This window comes from Rhodococcus sp. KRD162, assembly GCF_017168335.1.
In the GTDB taxonomy this organism is placed as follows: domain Bacteria; phylum Actinomycetota; class Actinomycetes; order Mycobacteriales; family Mycobacteriaceae; genus Rhodococcoides.
On the sequence record NZ_JABFAU010000002.1, the window covers coordinates 242,924 to 262,300 of the forward strand.

At 64.4% G+C, this 19,377-nt stretch carries 19 protein-coding genes; 9 read left to right on the forward strand and 10 right to left on the reverse strand.

Going from position 1 to position 19,377, the window contains the following annotated elements; translation table 11 throughout:
• Positions 1–129: 129 nt before the first annotated feature.
• Entirely contained in the window at positions 130–558 is a 429-nt protein-coding gene (locus tag J1M87_RS02290) for an SRPBCC family protein (RefSeq protein WP_206487311.1), read from the reverse strand.
• A 60-nt stretch (positions 559–618) separates the two neighbouring features.
• Between J1M87_RS02290 and J1M87_RS02295 the strand changes: the two genes are divergently transcribed.
• The 3 genes from J1M87_RS02295 to J1M87_RS02305 all read left to right on the forward strand — a co-directional run bounded on the left by J1M87_RS02295 (position 619) and on the right by J1M87_RS02305 (position 5,422).
• Positions 619–2,901, forward strand: a complete 2,283-nt coding sequence (locus J1M87_RS02295; RefSeq protein ID WP_206487313.1) for an ATP-dependent DNA ligase — start codon at positions 619–621, stop codon at positions 2,899–2,901.
• 227 nt (positions 2,902–3,128) lie between these two features.
• The gene (locus tag J1M87_RS02300) at positions 3,129–4,343 is read left to right on the forward strand and encodes a lipase family protein (protein WP_206487315.1); all 1,215 of its coding nucleotides are present in this window, start codon (positions 3,129–3,131) and stop codon (positions 4,341–4,343) included.
• Positions 4,344–4,432: 89 nt separating this feature from the next.
• Positions 4,433–5,422, forward strand: a complete 990-nt coding sequence (locus tag J1M87_RS02305; protein WP_206487317.1) for an iron-siderophore ABC transporter substrate-binding protein — start codon at positions 4,433–4,435, stop codon at positions 5,420–5,422.
• A 25-nt stretch (positions 5,423–5,447) separates the two neighbouring features.
• Here the strand turns inward: J1M87_RS02305 and J1M87_RS02310 are convergent, their stop codons facing one another.
• The 3 genes from J1M87_RS02310 to J1M87_RS02320 all read right to left on the reverse strand — a co-directional run bounded on the left by J1M87_RS02310 (position 5,448) and on the right by J1M87_RS02320 (position 10,282).
• Positions 5,448–7,334 (reverse strand): ABC transporter ATP-binding protein, encoded by a 1,887-nt coding sequence (locus J1M87_RS02310; RefSeq protein ID WP_206487319.1) that lies wholly within the window; start codon positions 7,332–7,334, stop codon positions 5,448–5,450.
• A gap of 142 nt (positions 7,335–7,476) precedes the next feature.
• The gene (lon, locus tag J1M87_RS02315; protein WP_206487321.1) at positions 7,477–9,792 is read right to left on the reverse strand and encodes an endopeptidase La; all 2,316 of its coding nucleotides are present in this window, start codon (positions 9,790–9,792) and stop codon (positions 7,477–7,479) included.
• Positions 9,793–9,883: 91 nt separating this feature from the next.
• Positions 9,884–10,282 carry a helix-turn-helix domain-containing protein gene (locus tag J1M87_RS02320; protein ID WP_206487323.1) on the reverse strand — a complete coding sequence of 133 codons (399 nt, stop codon included), beginning with the start codon at positions 10,280–10,282 and terminating at the stop codon, positions 9,884–9,886.
• A 113-nt stretch (positions 10,283–10,395) separates the two neighbouring features.
• Between J1M87_RS02320 and J1M87_RS02325 the strand changes: the two genes are divergently transcribed.
• A complete protein-coding gene (locus J1M87_RS02325; RefSeq protein ID WP_206487325.1) occupies positions 10,396–11,286 on the forward strand; it encodes an alcohol dehydrogenase catalytic domain-containing protein in 891 nt (296 codons plus the stop codon).
• A 7-nt stretch (positions 11,287–11,293) separates the two neighbouring features.
• Here J1M87_RS02325 and J1M87_RS02330 read toward each other — a convergent pair whose 3' ends face one another.
• From J1M87_RS02330 to J1M87_RS02340, 3 genes are all read right to left on the reverse strand, one after another.
• Complete coding sequence (locus J1M87_RS02330; RefSeq protein WP_206487327.1) at positions 11,294–11,995, reverse strand: type 1 glutamine amidotransferase domain-containing protein; 702 nt, start codon at positions 11,993–11,995, stop codon at positions 11,294–11,296.
• Positions 11,996–12,077: 82 nt separating this feature from the next.
• Positions 12,078–12,371 (reverse strand): hypothetical protein, encoded by a 294-nt coding sequence (locus J1M87_RS02335; protein WP_206487329.1) that lies wholly within the window; start codon positions 12,369–12,371, stop codon positions 12,078–12,080.
• 53 nt (positions 12,372–12,424) lie between these two features.
• Positions 12,425–13,192: a putative protein N(5)-glutamine methyltransferase gene (locus J1M87_RS02340; RefSeq protein ID WP_206487336.1), complete on the reverse strand. Its 768-nt coding sequence runs from the start codon at positions 13,190–13,192 to the stop codon at positions 12,425–12,427.
• Positions 13,193–13,254: 62 nt separating this feature from the next.
• Between J1M87_RS02340 and J1M87_RS02345 the strand changes: the two genes are divergently transcribed.
• Together J1M87_RS02345 and J1M87_RS02350 are read left to right on the forward strand one after the other, a co-directional pair.
• On the forward strand, positions 13,255–13,638 hold the full coding sequence (locus tag J1M87_RS02345) for an MmcQ/YjbR family DNA-binding protein (RefSeq protein WP_206487338.1): 384 nt from the start codon (positions 13,255–13,257) through the stop codon (positions 13,636–13,638).
• A 43-nt stretch (positions 13,639–13,681) separates the two neighbouring features.
• On the forward strand, positions 13,682–14,500 hold the full coding sequence (locus J1M87_RS02350) for a pentapeptide repeat-containing protein (protein ID WP_206487340.1): 819 nt from the start codon (positions 13,682–13,684) through the stop codon (positions 14,498–14,500).
• Here J1M87_RS02350 and J1M87_RS02355 read toward each other — a convergent pair.
• Entirely contained in the window at positions 14,489–14,695 is a 207-nt protein-coding gene (locus J1M87_RS02355; RefSeq protein WP_206487342.1) for a DNA-binding protein, read from the reverse strand. The genes J1M87_RS02350 and J1M87_RS02355 overlap by 12 nt on opposite strands.
• A gap of 35 nt (positions 14,696–14,730) precedes the next feature.
• Between J1M87_RS02355 and J1M87_RS02360 the strand changes: the two genes are divergently transcribed.
• A complete protein-coding gene (locus J1M87_RS02360; protein WP_206487351.1) occupies positions 14,731–15,618 on the forward strand; it encodes an oxidoreductase in 888 nt (295 codons plus the stop codon).
• Between the two features lie 33 nt (positions 15,619–15,651).
• Here J1M87_RS02360 and J1M87_RS02365 read toward each other — a convergent pair whose 3' ends face one another.
• The gene (locus J1M87_RS02365) at positions 15,652–16,716 is read right to left on the reverse strand and encodes a glycerophosphodiester phosphodiesterase family protein (RefSeq protein WP_206487353.1); all 1,065 of its coding nucleotides are present in this window, start codon (positions 16,714–16,716) and stop codon (positions 15,652–15,654) included.
• Positions 16,717–16,727: 11 nt separating this feature from the next.
• Positions 16,728–17,288, reverse strand: a complete 561-nt coding sequence (locus J1M87_RS02370) for a TetR/AcrR family transcriptional regulator (RefSeq protein WP_206487354.1) — start codon at positions 17,286–17,288, stop codon at positions 16,728–16,730.
• A gap of 60 nt (positions 17,289–17,348) precedes the next feature.
• Between J1M87_RS02370 and zapE the strand changes: the two genes are divergently transcribed.
• Both zapE and J1M87_RS02380 read left to right on the forward strand, forming a co-directional pair.
• Complete coding sequence (zapE, locus tag J1M87_RS02375) at positions 17,349–18,275, forward strand: cell division protein ZapE (protein ID WP_206487361.1); 927 nt, start codon at positions 17,349–17,351, stop codon at positions 18,273–18,275.
• A gap of 250 nt (positions 18,276–18,525) precedes the next feature.
• A complete protein-coding gene (locus J1M87_RS02380; protein WP_206487468.1) occupies positions 18,526–19,371 on the forward strand; it encodes a pirin family protein in 846 nt (281 codons plus the stop codon).
• Positions 19,372–19,377 lie beyond the last annotated feature (6 nt).

Genomic DNA, 19,377 nt, shown 5'->3' on the forward strand with positions numbered 1-19,377 from the left:
GAGCCGGCCCCCACATCGCCTGAACCCGCCCACACCTCAACAACCCCGAAAACGCAATCCAGCCCCGCACCGAAAACACGGTGCGGGGCCGGAAGAGATTGTCGTGCAACTACTTCAGCAAGGGATCTGTCACTGCAATGCCGCCAAGTTCGCAACAGACTTCTTGACATCGGTATCGAGAGCTCGTGCCACCACCGAACCCACCGGACCGAACAACACACCGCCACCGAACTTCGCATCGAGCGTCAACTCCGAACCTCCCTCGGCCTCACGCACATGGACGGTCAACGAAATCTTCACCCCGCCCTTACCGCGGCCGGACATCTCGATCAGTTTCGGCTCGTCGTATTCGGTGAAGGTCCAGTGGATCGTGTTCTTGAACCCTTTGACCTTCACCAGTGACTCCACCTCGGTGCCCTTGCCGACCTTCTTCGGCGGTGGACTGCACCACCCACCGTGGATCGTCATCCACTCGTCGAACCGATCGAGCGCGGAAGCCTTGTCCCACGCACCCTGCGGATTCTCCGGCATCTGTACCGAGACACTGATCGTCGCCATAGGAGAAGAGCCTGTCACAAGTCCGCAGCATGTTCAGACGGCGGCCGTTAACCTGAGACGATGGCCACGCTCGAGATCGAAGGTCGAAAGGTCTCCGTCACCAACCTCGACAAAGTGTTGTACCCCGAGACCGGCACCACCAAGGGCAACATCATCGAGTACTACGTTGCCATCGCACCCGCAATGCTTCCGCACCTCGCGGGCCGAGCCGTGACCCGTAAACGCTGGCCGAACGGCATCGATCAGTCCTCGTTCTTCGAGAAGAATCTCGCCGCTTCTGCACCGGACTGGCTCGACCGCCGGTCGATGCAGCATTCCGACCGCATCGTCACCTACCCCCTGTTCTCCGACGCAGCCGATCTCGCCTGGCTCGGGCAACAGGCGGCCATCGAAGCGCACGTTCCGCAGTGGCGGTTCGACGGCACCGAACCCGGACCGGCGACCCGCATGGTCTTCGACCTCGACCCCGGCGATGACGTCGATCTCGCTCGATGCGCCGAAGTAGCGTGCGAGATAAGAGATCTGATCGGCGATATCGGGATGACCGCGTATCCGGTCACCAGTGGCAGCAAAGGAATTCACCTCTACGTGCCGCTCGAGAAGCCACTGACGACATCGGGTGCCTCCACCGTCGCCAAACGTGTTGCCACACTGCTCGAAGAACGCTCACCGGATCGGGTCACGGCCACGATGGCGAAGGCGAAGCGAACCGGACGGGTGTTCGTCGACTGGAGCCAGAACAACGGCAAGAAGACGACGGTCGCCCCGTACTCGTTGCGTGGGCGAGCGTTGCCCACCGTCGCAGCGCCACGTACCTGGGACGAGCTGGAATCGGCGGGCCTGCAGCAGCTTCGATTCGAGGAAGTACTGGAACGATTCCAGGACCTCGGTGATCTGCTGGCACAACTGGACCCCCCAGTCGACTCGGTCCCCCACAACAGCCCTGCCACAGACAAACTCGACAAGTACCGCAGTATGCGCAGTGCCGACAAGACGCCCGAGCCGATACCGACCACCGCCGAGCCGAAGGGCAACGACGACACCTTCGTCATCCAGGAACACCATGCCCGACGCCTGCACTACGACTTCCGGCTCGAACACGGCGGAGTGCTGGTCTCGTGGGCCGTCCCCAAGAACATCCCGGTCGATCCGAAGCAGAATCGGCTGGCCGTACACACCGAGGACCACCCGCTCGAATACGCATCGTTCTCCGGTCGAATACCGAAGGGCGAATACGGCGGCGGCGATGTCACGATCTGGGACCGCGGAACCTACGAGCTGGAGAAGTGGCGTGAGGACGAAGTCATCGTCGTCCTGCACGGCTCGAAGGCGCGCGGCAGGTTCGCCCTGATTCGCACCAAAGGCAACCAGTGGTTGATGCATCTGATGAAGGACGCATCCAGCAGCACGACCGAAAGTCCACCACCCCAGAACATCTCGCCGATGCTCGCCACCGCCGGTGAGATCGACGACCTGCCGGACGGGGAATGGTCATTCGAAGGCAAGTGGGACGGTTTCCGTATCGTTGCGGAACTGATGCACGGCGCGATGACTCTGCGCACACGTAGCGGCAACGACTACACCGAGAAATTCGGTGCACTGCAATCCTTGGCCGACGACCTGGTCGAACACGAGGCCGTCATCGACGGGGAAGTCGTCGTGTTCGACGAACATGGCATCAGCAGTTTCGAGATGCTGCAGAACGCAACCCGGGACGAGATCCGGTTCATTGCCTTCGATCTGCTCTACCTCGACGGCACCTCCCTGATCCGGAAGAAGTATTCCGATCGCCGACGCCTCCTCGAGCTACTCACCACCGGGCTCGACTCGGTTCTGGTGCCACCGCAGCTGACGGGGTCCGCCGAGGACGCCATCGCCGAGAGCAGGGAACGTGGTTGGGAGGGAGTCGTTGCCAAACGTACCGATTCGATCTACCAACCGGGCAAACGAGCGCACACCTGGATCAAACACAAGAATTGGCGCACGCAGGACATCGTGATCGGTGGATGGCGTCCGGGCCGGGGCCGTCGATCCGGTGGATTCGGCTCCTTGCTGATGGGGATCCCCGATGGGGACCGCCTGCGCTACGTCGGCCGCGTCGGAACCGGGTTCGACGACCGCACCCTCGACTCTCTCGCGGCGCTGCTCGCTCCGCTCGAGGCCGCAGACAGTCCGTTCTCCTCGATACTGCCGACCGCCGATCGCACCGGCGCGGTATGGGTGGAACCGAGCCTGGTCGGCGAGGTTCGGTACTACGAAGCAACCGAGTCGGGTCACCTCAGGCATCCGAGTTGGCGCGGCCTGCGCCCCGACAAAGCACCGAACGACGTCGTTCTCGAGTAACGCTCGATGTGCGGGGCAACATCTCTCCTTCCCTCGAGAAACCGGCACTCGGACCGTTCTTCTGTTGCCATAGAATCTCCGAGTGCGTACCGTTCGTCCTACCGTTTCCAGGGGGAGCACAACGAGTCGCTGTAACTGCTGTATCGATTTGCCGCCGGCTCCACGGGAGCTTGTCGGATCGTCGGAACGCTTGCCGTTTCGATTCAGGCACGGAGGGGATTATCTAGATGCGGGTTCACAAATTGGCAGGCGCTGCCGCAATCACGGCAGTGGCCGTGTTGTGCTCATCGCTCGTCGGCGCAGGTCAGGCTGCGGCTGAGCCGCTCATGCCGACCCCTATCGCAGACGGATTCGGCGCACCGCCCGCAGATCTAGAAGCCCTGCAACCGGGCGATGTCATCTCCAGCCGACCGATGCCACCGCCGCCCGGATTCTTCGATATCGACGTGTGGCAGCTCAAGTTCCGCTCGACCGATTCGGCCGGCGACCCCATCGCAGCGATCAACACCGTGTTGGTTCCGCACAACAAAGCCCCCAATGGCCCGCTGCTGTCTTACCAACACATCATCAATGCACTCGGTCTCGAATGTGCACCTTCACAAGCACTCTGGTCCAACGACCCCAATCTGGCGATCCGGGAGGCTCCCGCCCTCAACGCAGTGCTGCAGCGCGGCTGGACCGTCGTCATCGCAGATCACCTCGGGCCTAGAAGCGCCTACGGTGCCGCCAAGCTCGGCGGGCAGATCGTGCTCGACAGTATTCGCGCCACGCAACGCTTCGACCCCATCCAGGTTCAGCAGAGCCGGGTCGCGCTGGCGGGCTACTCCGGCGGCGGCATGGCAACAGCGTGGGCCGCGGCGTTGCAGAACGACTACGCACCCGAACTCAACATCGTCGGGAGCGCAGCCGGTGGTGCCCCGATGAACCTCGAGCGCATGGCTCGCGATCTCGGGTTCGCTCCGCACCCGATGTTCGGTCTGGCTTTCGCCGCCGCAATCGGTATCGAACGTGAGTACCCCACTCGCATCCCGATCAGTTCTCAGCTGAACCCGCTCGGCAAGGAGATCGAGCGCAAGATTCAGAACGGATGCACCAACGACATCATCGCCGCGGGCGCAGGCAAGAGCGCCATGGAGGTCGCAGGCAAGCTGGACCTGATGAACAGCCCGGAGATGATTGCGGCCGTCAACGAGAACAGCGTCGAGATGTACCCCGGCGTGCCGAAGGCTCCGTACTTCGAGTGGCACAGCCCCGCCGATGCATTGATCCCGGTCAGTGCCATCGACAACACCATTGCTCGATACTGCCGCGCAGGAGTTCTGGTCACCGAGGTGAAGGTGCCGAGCAACGATCACCTGACCGCGGCGGTACTCGGACTTCCGCAGGCATTGGAGTGGATCGACCAGCGATTCGCTGGAGTACCGGCAACGACCAACTGTTGATCTGATCGCCCGGGCCGGCGGAGGCACGTCCACCAACACACTGGAGGATCGGTTAGGCTAACCTCGCTTACCTGAGCGAGGAGATCCCCATGAAGAACCCTGCCCTGCTGGCCGCCGCCGGTGCCTCCGTGTTGGCGCTGGCGGTTGGCTGTTCCACCGATGACAGATCCGCTGCATCCAGCACTTCCGGTAGCGCGGATGGCTTCCCGGTCGCCATCGAGCATCGGTTCGGCGAGACGGTCGTCGATGCCGAGCCGACCCGCATCGTGACGATCGGGTTCAACGAGCAGGACTTCGTACTCGCTCTCGGCGTCGAGCCCGTCGCCACTCGGGGCAACCTCGGTTACGACTACCGGCAGCGGCCCTGGGCCCAAGAAGCGCTCGGCGGCACCGAGATTCCCGAGGTCGGGAGCACCGACCTCAACCTGGAGCAGATCGCAGTGCAGGGACCCGATCTGATCCTCGGCCCGTACTCGTTCATCGATCAGAGCCAGTACGACACTCTCTCGAGCATGGCCCCCACGATCGCCGACATCGGCGGCTACGAGGACGTACCAGCCGCGACCTGGCAGCAGGAATTCGCTACGGTCGGCGAGGCCCTCGGCAAGTCTCAGGAAGCGAACGATCAGACGGCCGAGCTCGAGCAGAAGTTCGCCGACACCGAAGCCGCGCACCCCCAGTTCACCGGCAAGTCACTGTCTCTCGCGTTCGTCGTGAACGACGGCAGCTACCTGCTTCTCGGCAAGGACGACATCCGCGCCCTGTTCTTCACCGACCTCGGCTTCGAGATACCCGACGCGTCCGAGACGATCAGCCCCGAGAACCTCGGCCGACTGGACACCGACGTTCTCGTCATCGCCGGCGAGACCCGCGAGCAACTCCAGGCCGACCCGCTGATCGCCGCCCTCGACGCCGTGCAGCAGGATCGAACCGTCTACATCGGCTCGTTCAGCGCCGATCTGCCCGCGGCCCTCGGCTACTCGAGCCCACTGTCGCTGAACTACGCAATCGACGGATTCGCTCCCCTGCTGGCGGCGGCCGCCGACAACGACCCTTCCACGGTGGTACCGACACCCTGACGACGCTGCTTCGATCCGCCAGGTGTCAGCCCTGTCCCACTCGCGCGCCGTCCGACTGGGAGAACTGCGTCCGGTGCAGTTCCTCGTAGCGGCCGCCTACCGCGAGGAGTTCGTCGTGGGTGCCGCGCTCGACGATCCGCCCGTCTTCGACCACCAGGATCACATCGGCTGCCCGGATCGTCGAAAGCCGGTGCGCGATAACCACGGACGTCTTTCCGTCCAAGGCCTCGGCCAACGCGGCCTGCACGGCGGCCTCGGACGTCGAGTCGAGCGAGGCGGTCGCTTCGTCGAGGATGACGACACGGGGCTGCGCGATCAGCAACCGCGCGATCGTCAAGCGTTGACGCTCGCCACCGGAGAGCCGATACCCGCGTTCGCCGACGACGGTATCGAGGCCATCGGGTAGGGAACGGACGAGATCGGCCAGCCGCGCCCTCGACAGCGCATCCCACAGTTCGTCGTCGGTGGCGTCGGGCCGCGGTAGCTGCAGATTCGACCGAATGCTCTCGTGGAACAGGTGACCGTCCTGAGTCACCATTCCCACTGTGCCACGCACTGATTCGGCCGTGAGATCCTTCACGTCGATGCCGCCGAGCCGAACCGCTCCGCTGTCGACGTCGTACAGCCGCGCCACCAGCTGCGCGATGGTGGACTTACCGGCACCCGAGGATCCGACCAGCGCGACCATGTGGCCCGGTTCGGCGCGGAACGACACACCGTGCAGAACCTCTTCGCCCCCTCGCGAATCCAGAGTTGCGACCTCCTCGAGCGAAGCCAGCGAGACCTTGTCCGCCGAGGGATAGGCGAATCGAACGTCGTCGAATTCGACGGCTACCGGCCCCGGCGGCACCGTCTGCGCGTCGGGCTTGTCAGCGATGAGGGGAACGAGATCGAGAATCTCGAAGACCCGCTCGAAGCTGACCAGCGCGCTCATGACCTCCACCCGAGCACTGGCCAGCGCGGTCAGTGGAGAGTAGAGCCGGGCCAGCAGAAGCGACAGCGCCACAACCGAACCCGGGTCCAGTCGACCACTGAGTGCGTAGAAGCCGCCGAGGCCGTACACCACGGCGAGAGCAAGGGCGGACACCAGCGTCAGCGCCGTCACGAACACCGTCTGCACCATGGCACTGCGCACTCCGATGTCTCGGACCCGCCTGGCTCGGATCGCGAACTCGACCGATTCCTGCTGTGGATGACCGAACAGCTTCACCAGCGTCGCCCCGGGGGCCGAGAAACGCTCGGTCATCTGCGTGCTCATCGCTGAGTTGTGTGCTGCCGCTTCGCGTTGCAACCGCGCGAGGCGTCGACCCATCCGGCGCGCAGGAAGCACGAACACCGGCAGCAGGATCAGTGCGAGAAGCGTGATCTGCCAGGAGATTCCGATCATCACCACGAGGGTCAGCGCCAGTGTCACCAGGTTGCTGACGACGCCGGACAGGGTGGTGCTGAAGGCGCGCTGCGCTCCGATGACGTCGTTGTTGAGCCGACTCACCAGCGCACCGGTGCGGGTCCGGGTGAAGAACGCTATCGGCATGCGTTGCACGTGATCGAACACAGCGGTCCGTAGATCCAGGATCAGGCTTTCGCCGATGTTCGCCGAGAGCCACCGATTGATCAGACCGAGCGCAGCATCCACCAGTGCGATCGCGGCGATGGCCAATGCGAGCAATACCACCACGCGCAGTTCTCGTCCGTCGACGATCGCGTTGACGACCCGACCGGCAAGCACCGGCGTGGCCACCGCAAGCACGGCCAGGGCAACGCTGAGCACCAGGAATCCCCCGAGGGAACGCCGATGTGGGGCCGCGAACGACAGGATCCTGCGGGCGGTCTCCTTGGAGAACGACGATCGCGTGTCTGGACTGTGCATCGAGCGATACATCTGGTTCCAGGCGGTCATTTCCATGCTCATGTCATCATCCTCATGTCAACAACGTAGAACCTCGACATAGCTCGAGGTCAAGCGCGGGCCACTCGTGCCCGCGTCGGCCTCGCCGAGCGACGGGTCCGAGTCTCGGTAACGCAAGACCGGACCTGCCGCTCCCATGGTCATCTCACGCTGCAGCGGCGTCCGCCACCGGTTCCAGCGCGAGCGCGAGGATGTCGGCGACGTCGGTCATCGGACGAACGTCCAACCGCTCGAGCACCTCCGCGGGAACCTCGTCCAGATCCGGTTCGTTGCGGGCCGGAATGAACACTGTTGTCAGCCCGGCGCGCTGCGCAGCCAGCAACTTCTGCTTCACTCCGCCGATCGGCAGCACCCGTCCGTTCAACGTGACCTCACCGGTCATGCCGACATCCGAGCGCACCGGCCGGCCGGTGGCCATCGACACCAGAGCGGTCACCATCGTCACGCCGGCCGACGGCCCGTCCTTCGGCACCGCTCCGGCCGGTACGTGCACGTGAATGCGACGATCCAGCGACTCGGGCGTGACGCCGAATTGGTCTGCATGCGACCGCACATAGGATAGCGCGATCTGTGCCGACTCCTTCATCACGTCACCGAGTTGGCCGGTGAGCTCGAGGCCGGGGCCTCCGTCGGTGGAGGCTGCTTCGATGAACAACACATCTCCGCCGAGACCTGTGACCGCCAGACCAGTTGCCACCCCGGGCACTTCGGTACGTTCGTGCGCCTCCGGGGTGAAGCGTGGACGACCCAGGTAGGTCACCAGATCCGGCTCGTCGATCTCGAGTGCCTCCGAGCTGCCGACCAGCGTGGTCGCGACCTTGCGTAGAGCCTTGGCCAGTAGTCGTTCGAGTTGCCGGACCCCCGGCTCGCGGGTGTAGTCGGCCGCGATCTTGCGGAGCGCGGCATCGGATACCGTCACCTCCTCGGATGTGACTGCGGCCCTGTCCATCTGGCGGGGCAGCAGATAGTTTCGGGCGATGACGACCTTGTCGTCCTCGGTATATCCGTCGATGGTCACCAGTTCCATGCGGTCGAGCAGCGGCCCGGGAATCTGGTCGATCACGTTGGCCGTGGCGAGAAACACCACGTCGGACAGATCGAGATCCAGATCGAGGTAGTGATCACGGAACGTGTGGTTCTGTGCAGGATCGAGTACCTCGAGCAGTGCTGCGCTGGGGTCGCCGCGGTAGTCCGAGCCGACTTTGTCGATCTCGTCGAGCAGCACGACGGGATTCATCGATCCTGCCTCACCGATGGCGCGAACGATTCGACCCGGCAGCGCACCGACGTAGGTGCGGCGGTGTCCACGAATCTCGGCCTCGTCGCGGACCCCGCCGAGGGCGACGCGCACGAAGGTACGACCGAGCGCGCGTGCCACCGATTCCCCGAGCGAGGTCTTGCCCACTCCGGGTGGTCCGGCGAGCACCATGACGGCACCGGATCCGCGTCCGCCGACCGACTGCAGACCGCGCTCGGAGCGTCGCGCACGAACCGCCAGATATTCGACGATCCGATCCTTCACATCGTCCAGCCCGTGATGATCCGCGTCGAGAACGGCACGAGCAGAGTCGATGTCGGTGTTGTCGACGGTGGTGTTGTTCCACGGAAGGTCGAGCACGGTGTCCAGCCAGGTGCGAATCCAGCCCGATTCCGGGCTCTGGTCGCTGGCTCGCTCCAACTTGCCGACCTCGCGCATCGCTTGTTCGCGCACCTTGTCGGGCAGGTCCACGGACTCGACGCGGCCGCGGTAGTCGTCGGCACCGTCGGGCTCGTCCTCACCGAGTTCCTTGCGAATGGCCGCCAATTGCTGACGGAGCAGGAACTCCTTCTGGGTCTTCTCCATGCCGTCTCGAACGTCGCCGGAGATCTTGTCGTTGACCTCGATTTCGGCGAGATGGGCCATGGTCCACTCGATCAGCGATGACAGTCGTGCTGCCACGTCGGGCGTTTCGAGCAGATCACGCTTCTGCACGTCGGTGAGGTACGACGCGTAGCCGGCGGTGTCGGCGATTGCACCCGGGTCGGTGAGCTTGTTCACTGAGTCGATCACCTGCCATGCGTCGCGCCGTTGCAGCATCGCCACGACGAGCTGTTTGTATTCGGCGGCAAGGGCTTTGAGGTCCTCGCCTGCAGTCCCGTCGGGTACCGGGTCCGCCTCGACCCACAGGGCTGCACCGGGACCGCTGACGCCATGGCCGATGTGCGCGCGGCGGGTGGCTTTGATGACCGCCGCGGGCCGCCCGTCGGCCAGGCGTCCCATCTGGACGATCGTGGCGAGGACGCCGTACGCGGCGTATCGGTCTTCGAGACGGGGTGCCACGAGCAGCGTGCCGTCGTTGCTCGCCTTCGCCGCATCGACGGCGGCACGTGCAGCCTCGTCGAGTTCGACGGGCACCACCATTCCGGGCAGAACGATGGGATCGGTCAGGAACAGTACGGGGACACGAACGGTTTCGGTCACTTCTCCTCCAAAGGATTGAGCTATAGAGGCTCAACTTCGAAAGCAGTAGTGATGTTCCCGGGACGGTCGCCGTTCTCCGTGGGCAGAATCTCTACGCGAGAGCGGCGTGCGCCTCGCGGGCGCGCTCGACTTCGTCCATGTGCTGTTCTGCCCAGGACTTGATCTGAGCCATCAATTCCCGCAAGGACATCCCGAGAGAGGTCAGTTCGTAGTCGACTCGCACCGGGACATCGGCGGTCACCGTCCTGGTCAACAAACCGTCCCGTTCGAGGCTGCGAAGTGACTGAGTGAGCATCTTCTGGCTCGCACTCGGGATACGGCGAGAGAGTTCGGAGTAGCGCAGGGAGCCCTCACCGAGAGCGACGAGGATCAACGCCACCCACTTGTCGCTGATCCGACCCAGCAGCTTCTGACTCGGACACGCCGCCACGAAGGCGTCGTACTCGATTTTCGCCTCGGCTCGTCGCGCCGCTGCAGTCGCCGTTGCCATACCGAACCTCCACCAGGGTTACGCACTTTCAGGTGCCTACTTCCGATTAGAGAGTGGCATGGACAGGATCGGCATGGCAACCGATCAGCCATCATCGAAAGGACACGAACATCATGCGCGCAGTAGTGAGCGACGGTCGCGGCGAACTGCAGTCGACCGAACAGCCGATGCCCGAACCAGATTTCGGCCAGGTACGCATCGCAGTCGCCGCGGCGGCAGTGAACCCGGTGGACATCGCAACCCGAAACGGAATGCTGCACACCGGCGCGGTCCCCGAAGGAACCATTGTGGGAATCGGGTGGGACGTATCCGGCGTCGTCGACGCCGTGGGTGACGGTGTCGATGCACCTGCGGTAGGGACGCGGGTCCTCGGGCTCCACGCCGATGCGACGTCCCCGCTCGGCACCTACGCCGAGTTCGCCGTACTCCCGGCGGACGCCACAGCAGTGATTCCGGACGGCATCGACACAGTGGAAGCGGCATCGATCCCGCTCAACCTACTCACCGCCGACCAAGCGCTCGACCTCGCCGGACCGGTCGGCACGCTTCTGGTGACCGGTGCTGCCGGCGGGGTCGGCGGATTCGCAGTCGCCCTCGCCGCACATCGCGGGTGGACGGTGACAGCGCTCGCGCGCGACACCGACAAAGAATTCGCGGTGCGCGCCGGCGCGACCTCGGTCGTGGGCAGCATCGCCGACGCGGGCTCCGTGGACGCGGTCCTCGATACCGCTGCCCTCGGCGCAGACGCCCTGGCTGCCGTGCGAGACGGCGGTCGCTACGTCGGAGTGCTTCCGCCTGCGGTACCCGACGGCGAACGCGACATCTCGACGACGGCAGTATCGGTTCGGCACAACGGGGCCAGGTTGACCCAGCTCCTCGAACTGGTGGTCAGCGGCGTGATCGAGGTCCGAGTCGCCGGAACGCTCACCCTCGACCACGCACGCCAGGCGCAGGATGCGGCCTCGACCCCTGGAGTGCGGGGCCGATGGTTGCTCACACCCTGACTGCGCTCTAGCTCAGTGCACTGACCAGCTTTTCCGCCAGCGGACGCGTCGAGGCCGGGTTCTGTCCGGTGTACAGATTCCGGTCGACGACGACGTTCGGTCCCCAGGCGTCCGTCGAGTCGAACTTCGCGCCGTTCTCGCGCAGCCGAGTCTCGAGCAACCACGGGGCCTTGTCGGCGAGCCCTGCCTGAGTCTCCTCCTCGTCGGTGAATGCGGTGAGCTCGTACCCGTCGAACGCCCAGGTCCCGTCGGCGCGGACGGCAGGTAGTAGCGCAGCGGGCGCGTGGCACACCGCGGAGACGACCTTGTTCGCGTCGAGGAAGTCCACCACCAGCGCGCCGAAGCTCTCGGACACAGCCAGGTCCTCCATCGGACCGTGACCGCCGGGGACGAACACGACATCGAAGTCCGACGCCCTCTGCTCTTCCAACACCGCGGGCGAGGCCAGTATCGACTCGATCGAGGCGAGGTAGTTCTTCTGATCCGCCACCTTCTGCTCGTCACCGCCGTTGGCGTCGACAGCCAGGCTGCCCTCGTCGACAACCGGTGCCTTACCGCCCGGCGTCGCGACCGTGATGTCCCACCCGGCCTCGGAGAATGTGCGATGGGATTCGACGAGTTCCTCGGCCCAGTACCCGGTGGGGTGCTTGCTTCCGTCGTTCAATGTCCAGTGATCGGCAGCGGTCACTGCGAACAGCAATGTAGTCATGGTCGAACAGCCTCTTCCTGAGATCGGGATCCTTATCAGGCATGCCACGAAGACACCGGATCGAAACCGATTCGACCGTCGATCAGGTCGGCGTCGGACCGAATCCGCGATACGGCGACAGCGGAATCAGCGTGAACTCGGACAATCCGGACGACGCCATCGGCAACGCGTCGACAGTGGCCTGCGCCGTGACGGCGTCTTCTGCTTCGACGAGGAAAGCAGCTCCCGCCACGTCTCCGCGCAGCCAAATCTGGCGCACGATTCCATCCGCGTACAGTGCCCGAACGGCCTCGGTCTCCTTCGGCAGCACCGCCGAGAAGTCCTCGTCCGAGTACTGCTCCACCCTGCGCCGACTCATCACCAGAAACTGCATCATGGCTCCTTTGCTGCGACCCCCACGAGCGCTCCAACCCATCGTAGATATGCGGGTCACGACCCACCCGTCGACCCGATCACCACCACCGCGTCGAACATCTCGGATTCGCGGACCTGGCCGGTGAACCCGGCTTCGAGCACTGCGTCGAGCGTCGAATCCGACAGTGCTGCACTGGTTTCGATGAGCAAGTGGCCACCTGAATGCAGCCATTGCCCCGCTCCGGCCGCCACCCGACGATGGATGCCGGCACCGTCCGCGCCGCCGTCGAGCGCGGTGTGCGGCTCGTAGTCCCGCGCCTCCCGCGGCATCAGCTCGATATCGCTCGTCGGAACGTAGGGAGCGTTGACGACCACGGCATCGAATCTGCCGTGCAGCTCCGGCGGCAGCGCGTCGAACAGGTCGCCGCGGTGCACGGTCGCTCCCATGGCGTCGAGGTTGCGCCTGGCACAGTCCACCGACGCGTCGTCGATATCGGCGGCATGCAATTCGGTGACGCCACCGACCGACAGACCTACCGCGCCGGAACCACAACACAGGTCCAGTAGAACCGAAGGACGCAGTGCTGCAGCACATTCGACGAGAAACTCGGTTCTGCGGCGCGGGACGAAGACGCCGGGTTCGACGGTGACGCGTCGACCACAGAACAACACCCAGCCGACGATGTACTCGAGCGGTTCACCGGCAATACGTCGCTCCAGCAGTGGCGTCAGCTCGGCGGGCGACGAGGCGGACTCGATCAGGATCTCGGCTTCCTCCTCGGCGAACACGCACCCAGCACCGCGCAGCGCGGACACCACCTCGCCGTAATCGAATTCCGCCATGGCGATGCCTCCTGCCTCGATGAAATACTGTAAACCCGTTGTGCGCGCATGAGGAGTGCCCGATGGATTGGGAATCCGCCGTCCGTGGGATCTGCCTGGCGCTGCCCGAAACACACGAAGAACAGGCGTGGGTCGGCACGCGTTGGCGGGTGCGTTCTCGCACGTTCGCCCATGTACTCGAGATTCTCGACGGTACTCCCCCTGCATTCGCTCGGGCTGCCGGAACTACCGGACCGGCCCACGTCCTGATCTTCCGCTCCAGCGGAATCGAACTCGACGCTCTGTCTGCACGTTCCGGCTTCTTCGCGCCGGGTTGGGGCCCGCAGATCATCGGGATGCTGCTCGACGAGTCCGTGGACCACGCAGAACTCGGCGAACTGATCACCGACAGTTACTGCACGCGGGCCCCGAAGAAGCTCATCGCTCTCCTCGACCTACCTCGGTGAATCTCGTTTGACGGTGCCGCACACGGAGGGACAGAGTGGACGCATGCGTCCGTCCGAGAATTTGCTGGCCGACTGCGGCAGCTGCTTCGGACTCTGTTGTGTCGCTCTGCCCTTCGCGAAGTCCTCGGATTTCGCGATCGACAAGGCCGCCGGGCAGCCGTGCCCCCACCTCGAGCAGGACTCTCGCTGCGGTATCCACTCCTCGCTCCGGGAGAGGGGCTTTCCCGGATGCACGGTGTACGACTGTTTCGGTGCGGGCCAGAAGGTCTCGCAGTCCACGTTCGGAGGACGCGACTGGCGTCAGCAGCCGTCGAACTCGTCGCAGATGTTCGCCGTGTTTCCGATCATGCGTGATCTGCACGAGCTGCTGTGGTACCTGGCGGATGCACGGGAGCGGACATCGACAGCGCCCCTGCACAATCGGCTCGATCACCAATACGCCGAACTGGAGACCCTCACCTCGGCGACGCCCGAGATTCTGGTGTCGGTGCCTGTTCCGGCCCTGCGCTCTCGGGTGAACGAACTGCTACTGGAGGCAAGCGAACTGGTTCGCGCAGAAGTGAAGGGCAAGAAGAACTACCGCGGTCGCGACATGATCGGAGCGAAGCTCGCCGGTGCCGACCTGCGCGGTGCGAGCCTGCGCGGTGCGTATCTGATCGGAGCCGATCTGCGCGGGGCGGACCTGCGTCTGGCCGATATGGTCGGCGCAGACCTGCGCGGGGCCGATGTCCGAGGCGCGGACCTAAGCGGCAGCATCTACGCCACCCAGTTCCAGATCAATGCGACGCGGGGTGACCTGGCCACCATGCTGCCTGATTCCCTGATTCGTCCGAGCCACTGGGGTGAGCGCTCAGCCCAATGATCGGCCGGTCCGCTCCAATTCGGCTTGGATGACCGTCAGTGCTTTCGGCCCGACACCGTGCAGCTTCTTCAGCTCCGCCGCCGGCACTCCCACCAAATCGTCCAAGCAGGTGTATCCCGCACCACGCAGACCCCGGGCTGCGGGATTGCTGGTGCCCTTCGGGGGGTCCGCATCTTCGGTTTCTGCTCCGGCCATAGGCAAAGTGTAAAACGGGGCGGTAGCCTGGCGCCGTGCCCGAAACCAAGCAGAAACGCGTTGTCATCACCGGAGCGAACACCGGTATCGGCTACTACACCGCTTTGGACCTGGCCAAGCGCGGCAACCACGTGACGCTGGCATGCCGTAATCAGGACAAGGCCGAGGCTGCAGCGACGAAGATTCGCGCGGAAGCACCGAACGGAGAAGTCGACACGGCCGTGTTGAACCTTGCCGATCTGGCCTCGGTGCGTGAGTACGCCGAGTCGGCACCCGAGTCGATCGATGTGCTGATCAACAATGCCGGCGTGATGATGCCTGCATCGCGAACCGAGACCGTGGACGGATTCGAGCTCCAACTCGGCACCAATCATCTCGGTCACTTCGCACTGACCGGGCTACTGTTCCCCAAGCTCTCCGAGAACGCAAAGATCACCACCATCGCCTCGGTCGCACACAGGCAGCGCCCCAGACTCGACTTCGACAATCTTCAGCTCGAACGTGGCTACAACCCACAGCGCGGCTACGCGAACTCCAAGCTCGCGAACATCCTGTTCGCGCTCGAGTTGCAACGCAGGATCGACAAGGCCGGATCGAAGGTCACCAGCAACGCCGCGCACCCCGGAATCTCCTCGACCGAGCTGTACTCGAGCCCGGACGGATTGGGTAGCAACAAGATCCTGTCCGCGCTCGCACCCATCGGACTGAAGTTGATCTCCCAATCTGCCAGTGCCGGAGCACTACCCACGCTCTACGCAGTCGACGTAGCGGGCGGCGGTACCTACAGTGGCCCCACCTCGCTGTTCGAATCGCGTGGCAAGCCGGGCCCAGCGTCCATGACTCGCATGGCTCAAGATCCCGCCCTCGCAGCGAAGCTGTGGGACGTCAGCGAGAAGTTGACCGGAGTGGGCTACCCGCTGTGACGCCCACGCCGTTGTGACGCCCAGGCCGCGCGCTCATCGCGCGGGCTGAGGGAGGGGAAGGCCGCGCTCGCTCATGACGGTGCGCGCGCGGTCGGGATAGTCGGTGATCAGACCGTCGACGCCCAAGTCCATCAACGCATGCATCGTGTCCGGGTCGTCGACGGTCCACGGGATCACTCGGATTCCGCGCTGGTGGGCCGAGTCGACCATCTCTCGGGTGACGAAGAGCTCGAAGTCGGGATCGTCGACCTTGCCGCTCTGCGGATTTCCTTGTACGGGCGAATAGGCCGACGCTCCGAACGAGTCGATAGCGGCGATGGCGTCCCCATCGAAATCGTCGATATCGATTCCGCCGAGCCAGGGTGAAGCACCGTCCTGGCCGACCTGCAGGAAATCGCCGTTGGTCAAGGCCACCAACGGCACCTCGGGTTCGGCTTCTCGGACCAGTTTCAGTGCGCCCCAGTCGAAACTCTGCACCGTGACCCGGTCCAGCATTCCCGCATCGCGAATGGTTCCCAACACTGTGTCGACGAAGTGCTCGCGCGGGGCGGTCTCGGTCGGGCTGGCCGCCTCGACTTTGGTTTCGACGTTGAGCTTCACCTCGGGGGCATCGACCGATTTCACCAGATCGAGCACCTCGGTGAGCGTCGGCATGCGAGCCCCGGGTACTCGGCGTTGCTCCGGGTAGTCCGCCAGCGGTACCGCACCGCAGTCCAGTGTGCCGACCTGTGCGAGGGTCAGCGTGTTGACGAACTTTCCGACGTACGGATACTCCGGATCTCCGGGCGTGACCGCGCCGGTATCGACGCACTTCTTATCCGAAACCTTGCGGTCGTGTGTGACGATCGCGATGCCGTCCTCGGTGATCTGCGTATCCAGTTCCAGGGTGCTGACCCCGAGTTGCAGTGCATTGCTGAAGGATTCGATGGTGCTCTCGGTGACCAAGCCGAGGCCGCCGCGATGCGCCTGCAGATCGAACGCACCGAGCGGCGCTGCGTCACTGTCCGACGCCGCCGGGTCTGCGGTCGAGTCGGTACTGCACCCCGCCAGAAGCAGAGCGCCTACGCATGCCACCGACAAGTACCCACCGCATCGCATGATCGGCGAGGCTAGTCGAGACCGGTGTCCGGCGAGTTCCCACGCAGTGAACTTCTGACACCCTCGAGGTAGACGGAAATCGGAACTTTCATCGCTGCAACATCATTCGATCTGCGACGCCCGAACACGACATCCGCTACCAGGCCCTCGCACAGCGAGACCAGGCCGTCCCCGTGCTCGGGATCGTCGAACAATTCGCGAGCGCGTTCGCGGGAGAAGAGCGAACCAGCCAGCGTTGCTCGAACATCCTGTGCAACAGCAGAATCGAGCATCAGTGCATAGCGAGCCTGGAGGTGGACCATGCGATGGGTGAGCGCATCATGTAGGTACTGCGCGACCACGGTGGCCACATCACCGTCGTTGCCCGCGATGTCCACGAACGATGTTCGCGACAGCTCCACCAGGCGTGCGGCCACCGCCGTCAGTAGATCGGACTTGGTACGGAAGTAGTAGGACGTCGACCCGGCCGGGTAACCGAGGGCCGAATCGATCGCACGGTGGGTCAGCGCGCGCAGGCCGTCGCGGGCAACGACCTCGAGGGCTGCGTCGGCGATGGCGGTTCGGCGATCCATGAACGTGAGCCTACACACGGTCTCTACAAATGTAGAGGCCGCCGGCGTACGGTTCGATTCATGCGCCCCACTCCACCCCGACGCGTCTTCGATGCCACCTTCACACTCGACGACGCCCAAGCCGCCGCCGCGGACGCACTGTCGACGCCCGGCACGAGGGGCATCTACCTGTGGGGTCCCGTCGGCCGCGGCAAAACCTGGTTGCTGGACACCTTCTTCGCCCATGTCGACGTCCCGGCGAAGAAACGCGTCCACTTCCACAGCTTCTTCCGCGACCTCCACCGGGCGTACTTTCGCCACGGATTCGCGATCGACGCGGCCATCGAGGAGATCCTGACCACGGGCCGCGTTACCGCATCACTGCTGTGTTTCGACGAATTCCATGTCCACGACATCGGCGATGCCCGCCTCATCACTCGCATGCTCGACGCCTTGTTCGCTCGCGGCATCGTTCTGGTCCTCACCTCGAACTACGCACCCGACGACCTGCTACCGAATCCGCTGTTCCACCCGGCCTTCGTCCCGACGATCGAGAGGCTGAAAGAGCACCTCGACGTGGTGTGCGTCGACGGCCCTGTCGATTACCGCTCGGTCGGCACCAGTGGGTCGCGCTTTGCGTCGGGAACCTGGAGCCTGCACCCGGCGCGGGACGGCCACACGTTTGCGGAACTGTGCTGCGCGCCCCGTTCGACGGGCGACTACCTGAGGATGGTCGAGGCCACGACGAGCCTGACGGTCACGGAGATTCCGGCGCTTGCCGGTGTCGACGAGTTCGCCGCGCAACGGTTCGCCAACCTCGTCGACGTCCTGTACGACCGTGATGTGCGGACCGCATTCCACGCCGGAGTCTCGCTGCACGAATTCGCCGTCGGCTGCTCGGGCCTCGATACCGATCGATTGATCAGTCGGCTCAGCGAGTTGGACTCGACACGAAGGGACGTCCTCACGCAGGCTCACGTGGGCAAAAAGGGAGACACCCACTACTGACGGCGGTCGGGGGCGACAGCAGCAGCGGGTGTCTCAGATTGGATTCGCTGCACCTCACGGGGTGGATGGGTATCGGATGGGAAATTCTTTCGAATTTTTTTCGGGCATCCGAGGCATAGCCTGTGACCATGCCTTCAACCCCAGCGGAGCTCGACGAAGGCACCGTTTTCACAATTGACACCGACATCTGGGAGCACACGTGATCGAGGTTCTCACTCCGCGCGAGGTTCCACTCGGCGGCCCGCGCGCCATGAAGGTTCGGCGCACCCTGCCGCACAAGGATCGTTCCCTGATCGGTGCATGGTGTTTCGCGGACCATTACGGACCGGAGCGCTCGCGGATGGATGTCGCTCCGCACCCGCACACCGGTTTGCAGACGGTCAGTTGGCTGTTTTCCGGTGAGATCGAGCACCGCGACAGCATCGGATCGCATGCGATGGTGCGGCCGGGGGAGCTGAACCTGATGACCGCAGGGCAGGGCATCAGCCACTCCGAGGTGTCCACCCCCGAGGACGACATTCTGCACGGAATGCAGTTGTGGGTGGTACTCCCGGCCGTCTCTCGATTCGTGGCACCGGCATTCGAGCACTACGTACCAGAACCTGTCACCGCACCCGGTCTCACCGGCCGGGTCTTCCTCGGCACAGCTCTGGGCGAGACCTCGCCGGTGGCGACGTACACACCCCTGCTCGGAGCAGAGATCGTGCTCGACGCCGGAGCCCGGGTCACGCTCGAGATCGACCGCACCTTCGAGCACGGGATCATCGTCGATCAGGGTGACGTGGCCCTGAAGTCCGGGCCGGACTGGCACGAACTCCACGCTGCCGAGCTGGGCTACCTCGAGCCCGGGCACGGCGAACTGCACCTACACAATTCGACGCAGGATGCGGTTCGGTTTCTTCTGCTCGGCGGCCCGCCGCTCGGCGAGCAGATCGTCATGTGGTGGAACTTCGTCGGCCGCAGCCACGAGGACGTCGCGGAATACCGAGCCGCGTACGAGGCCGAGAACGGCCAGTTCGGAACCGTGGACGGCTACCCCGGCCCGCGTTTGCATGCGCCCGAGCTGCCGAACGCTCGTCTCCGGCCCCGCGGCTGACCGACG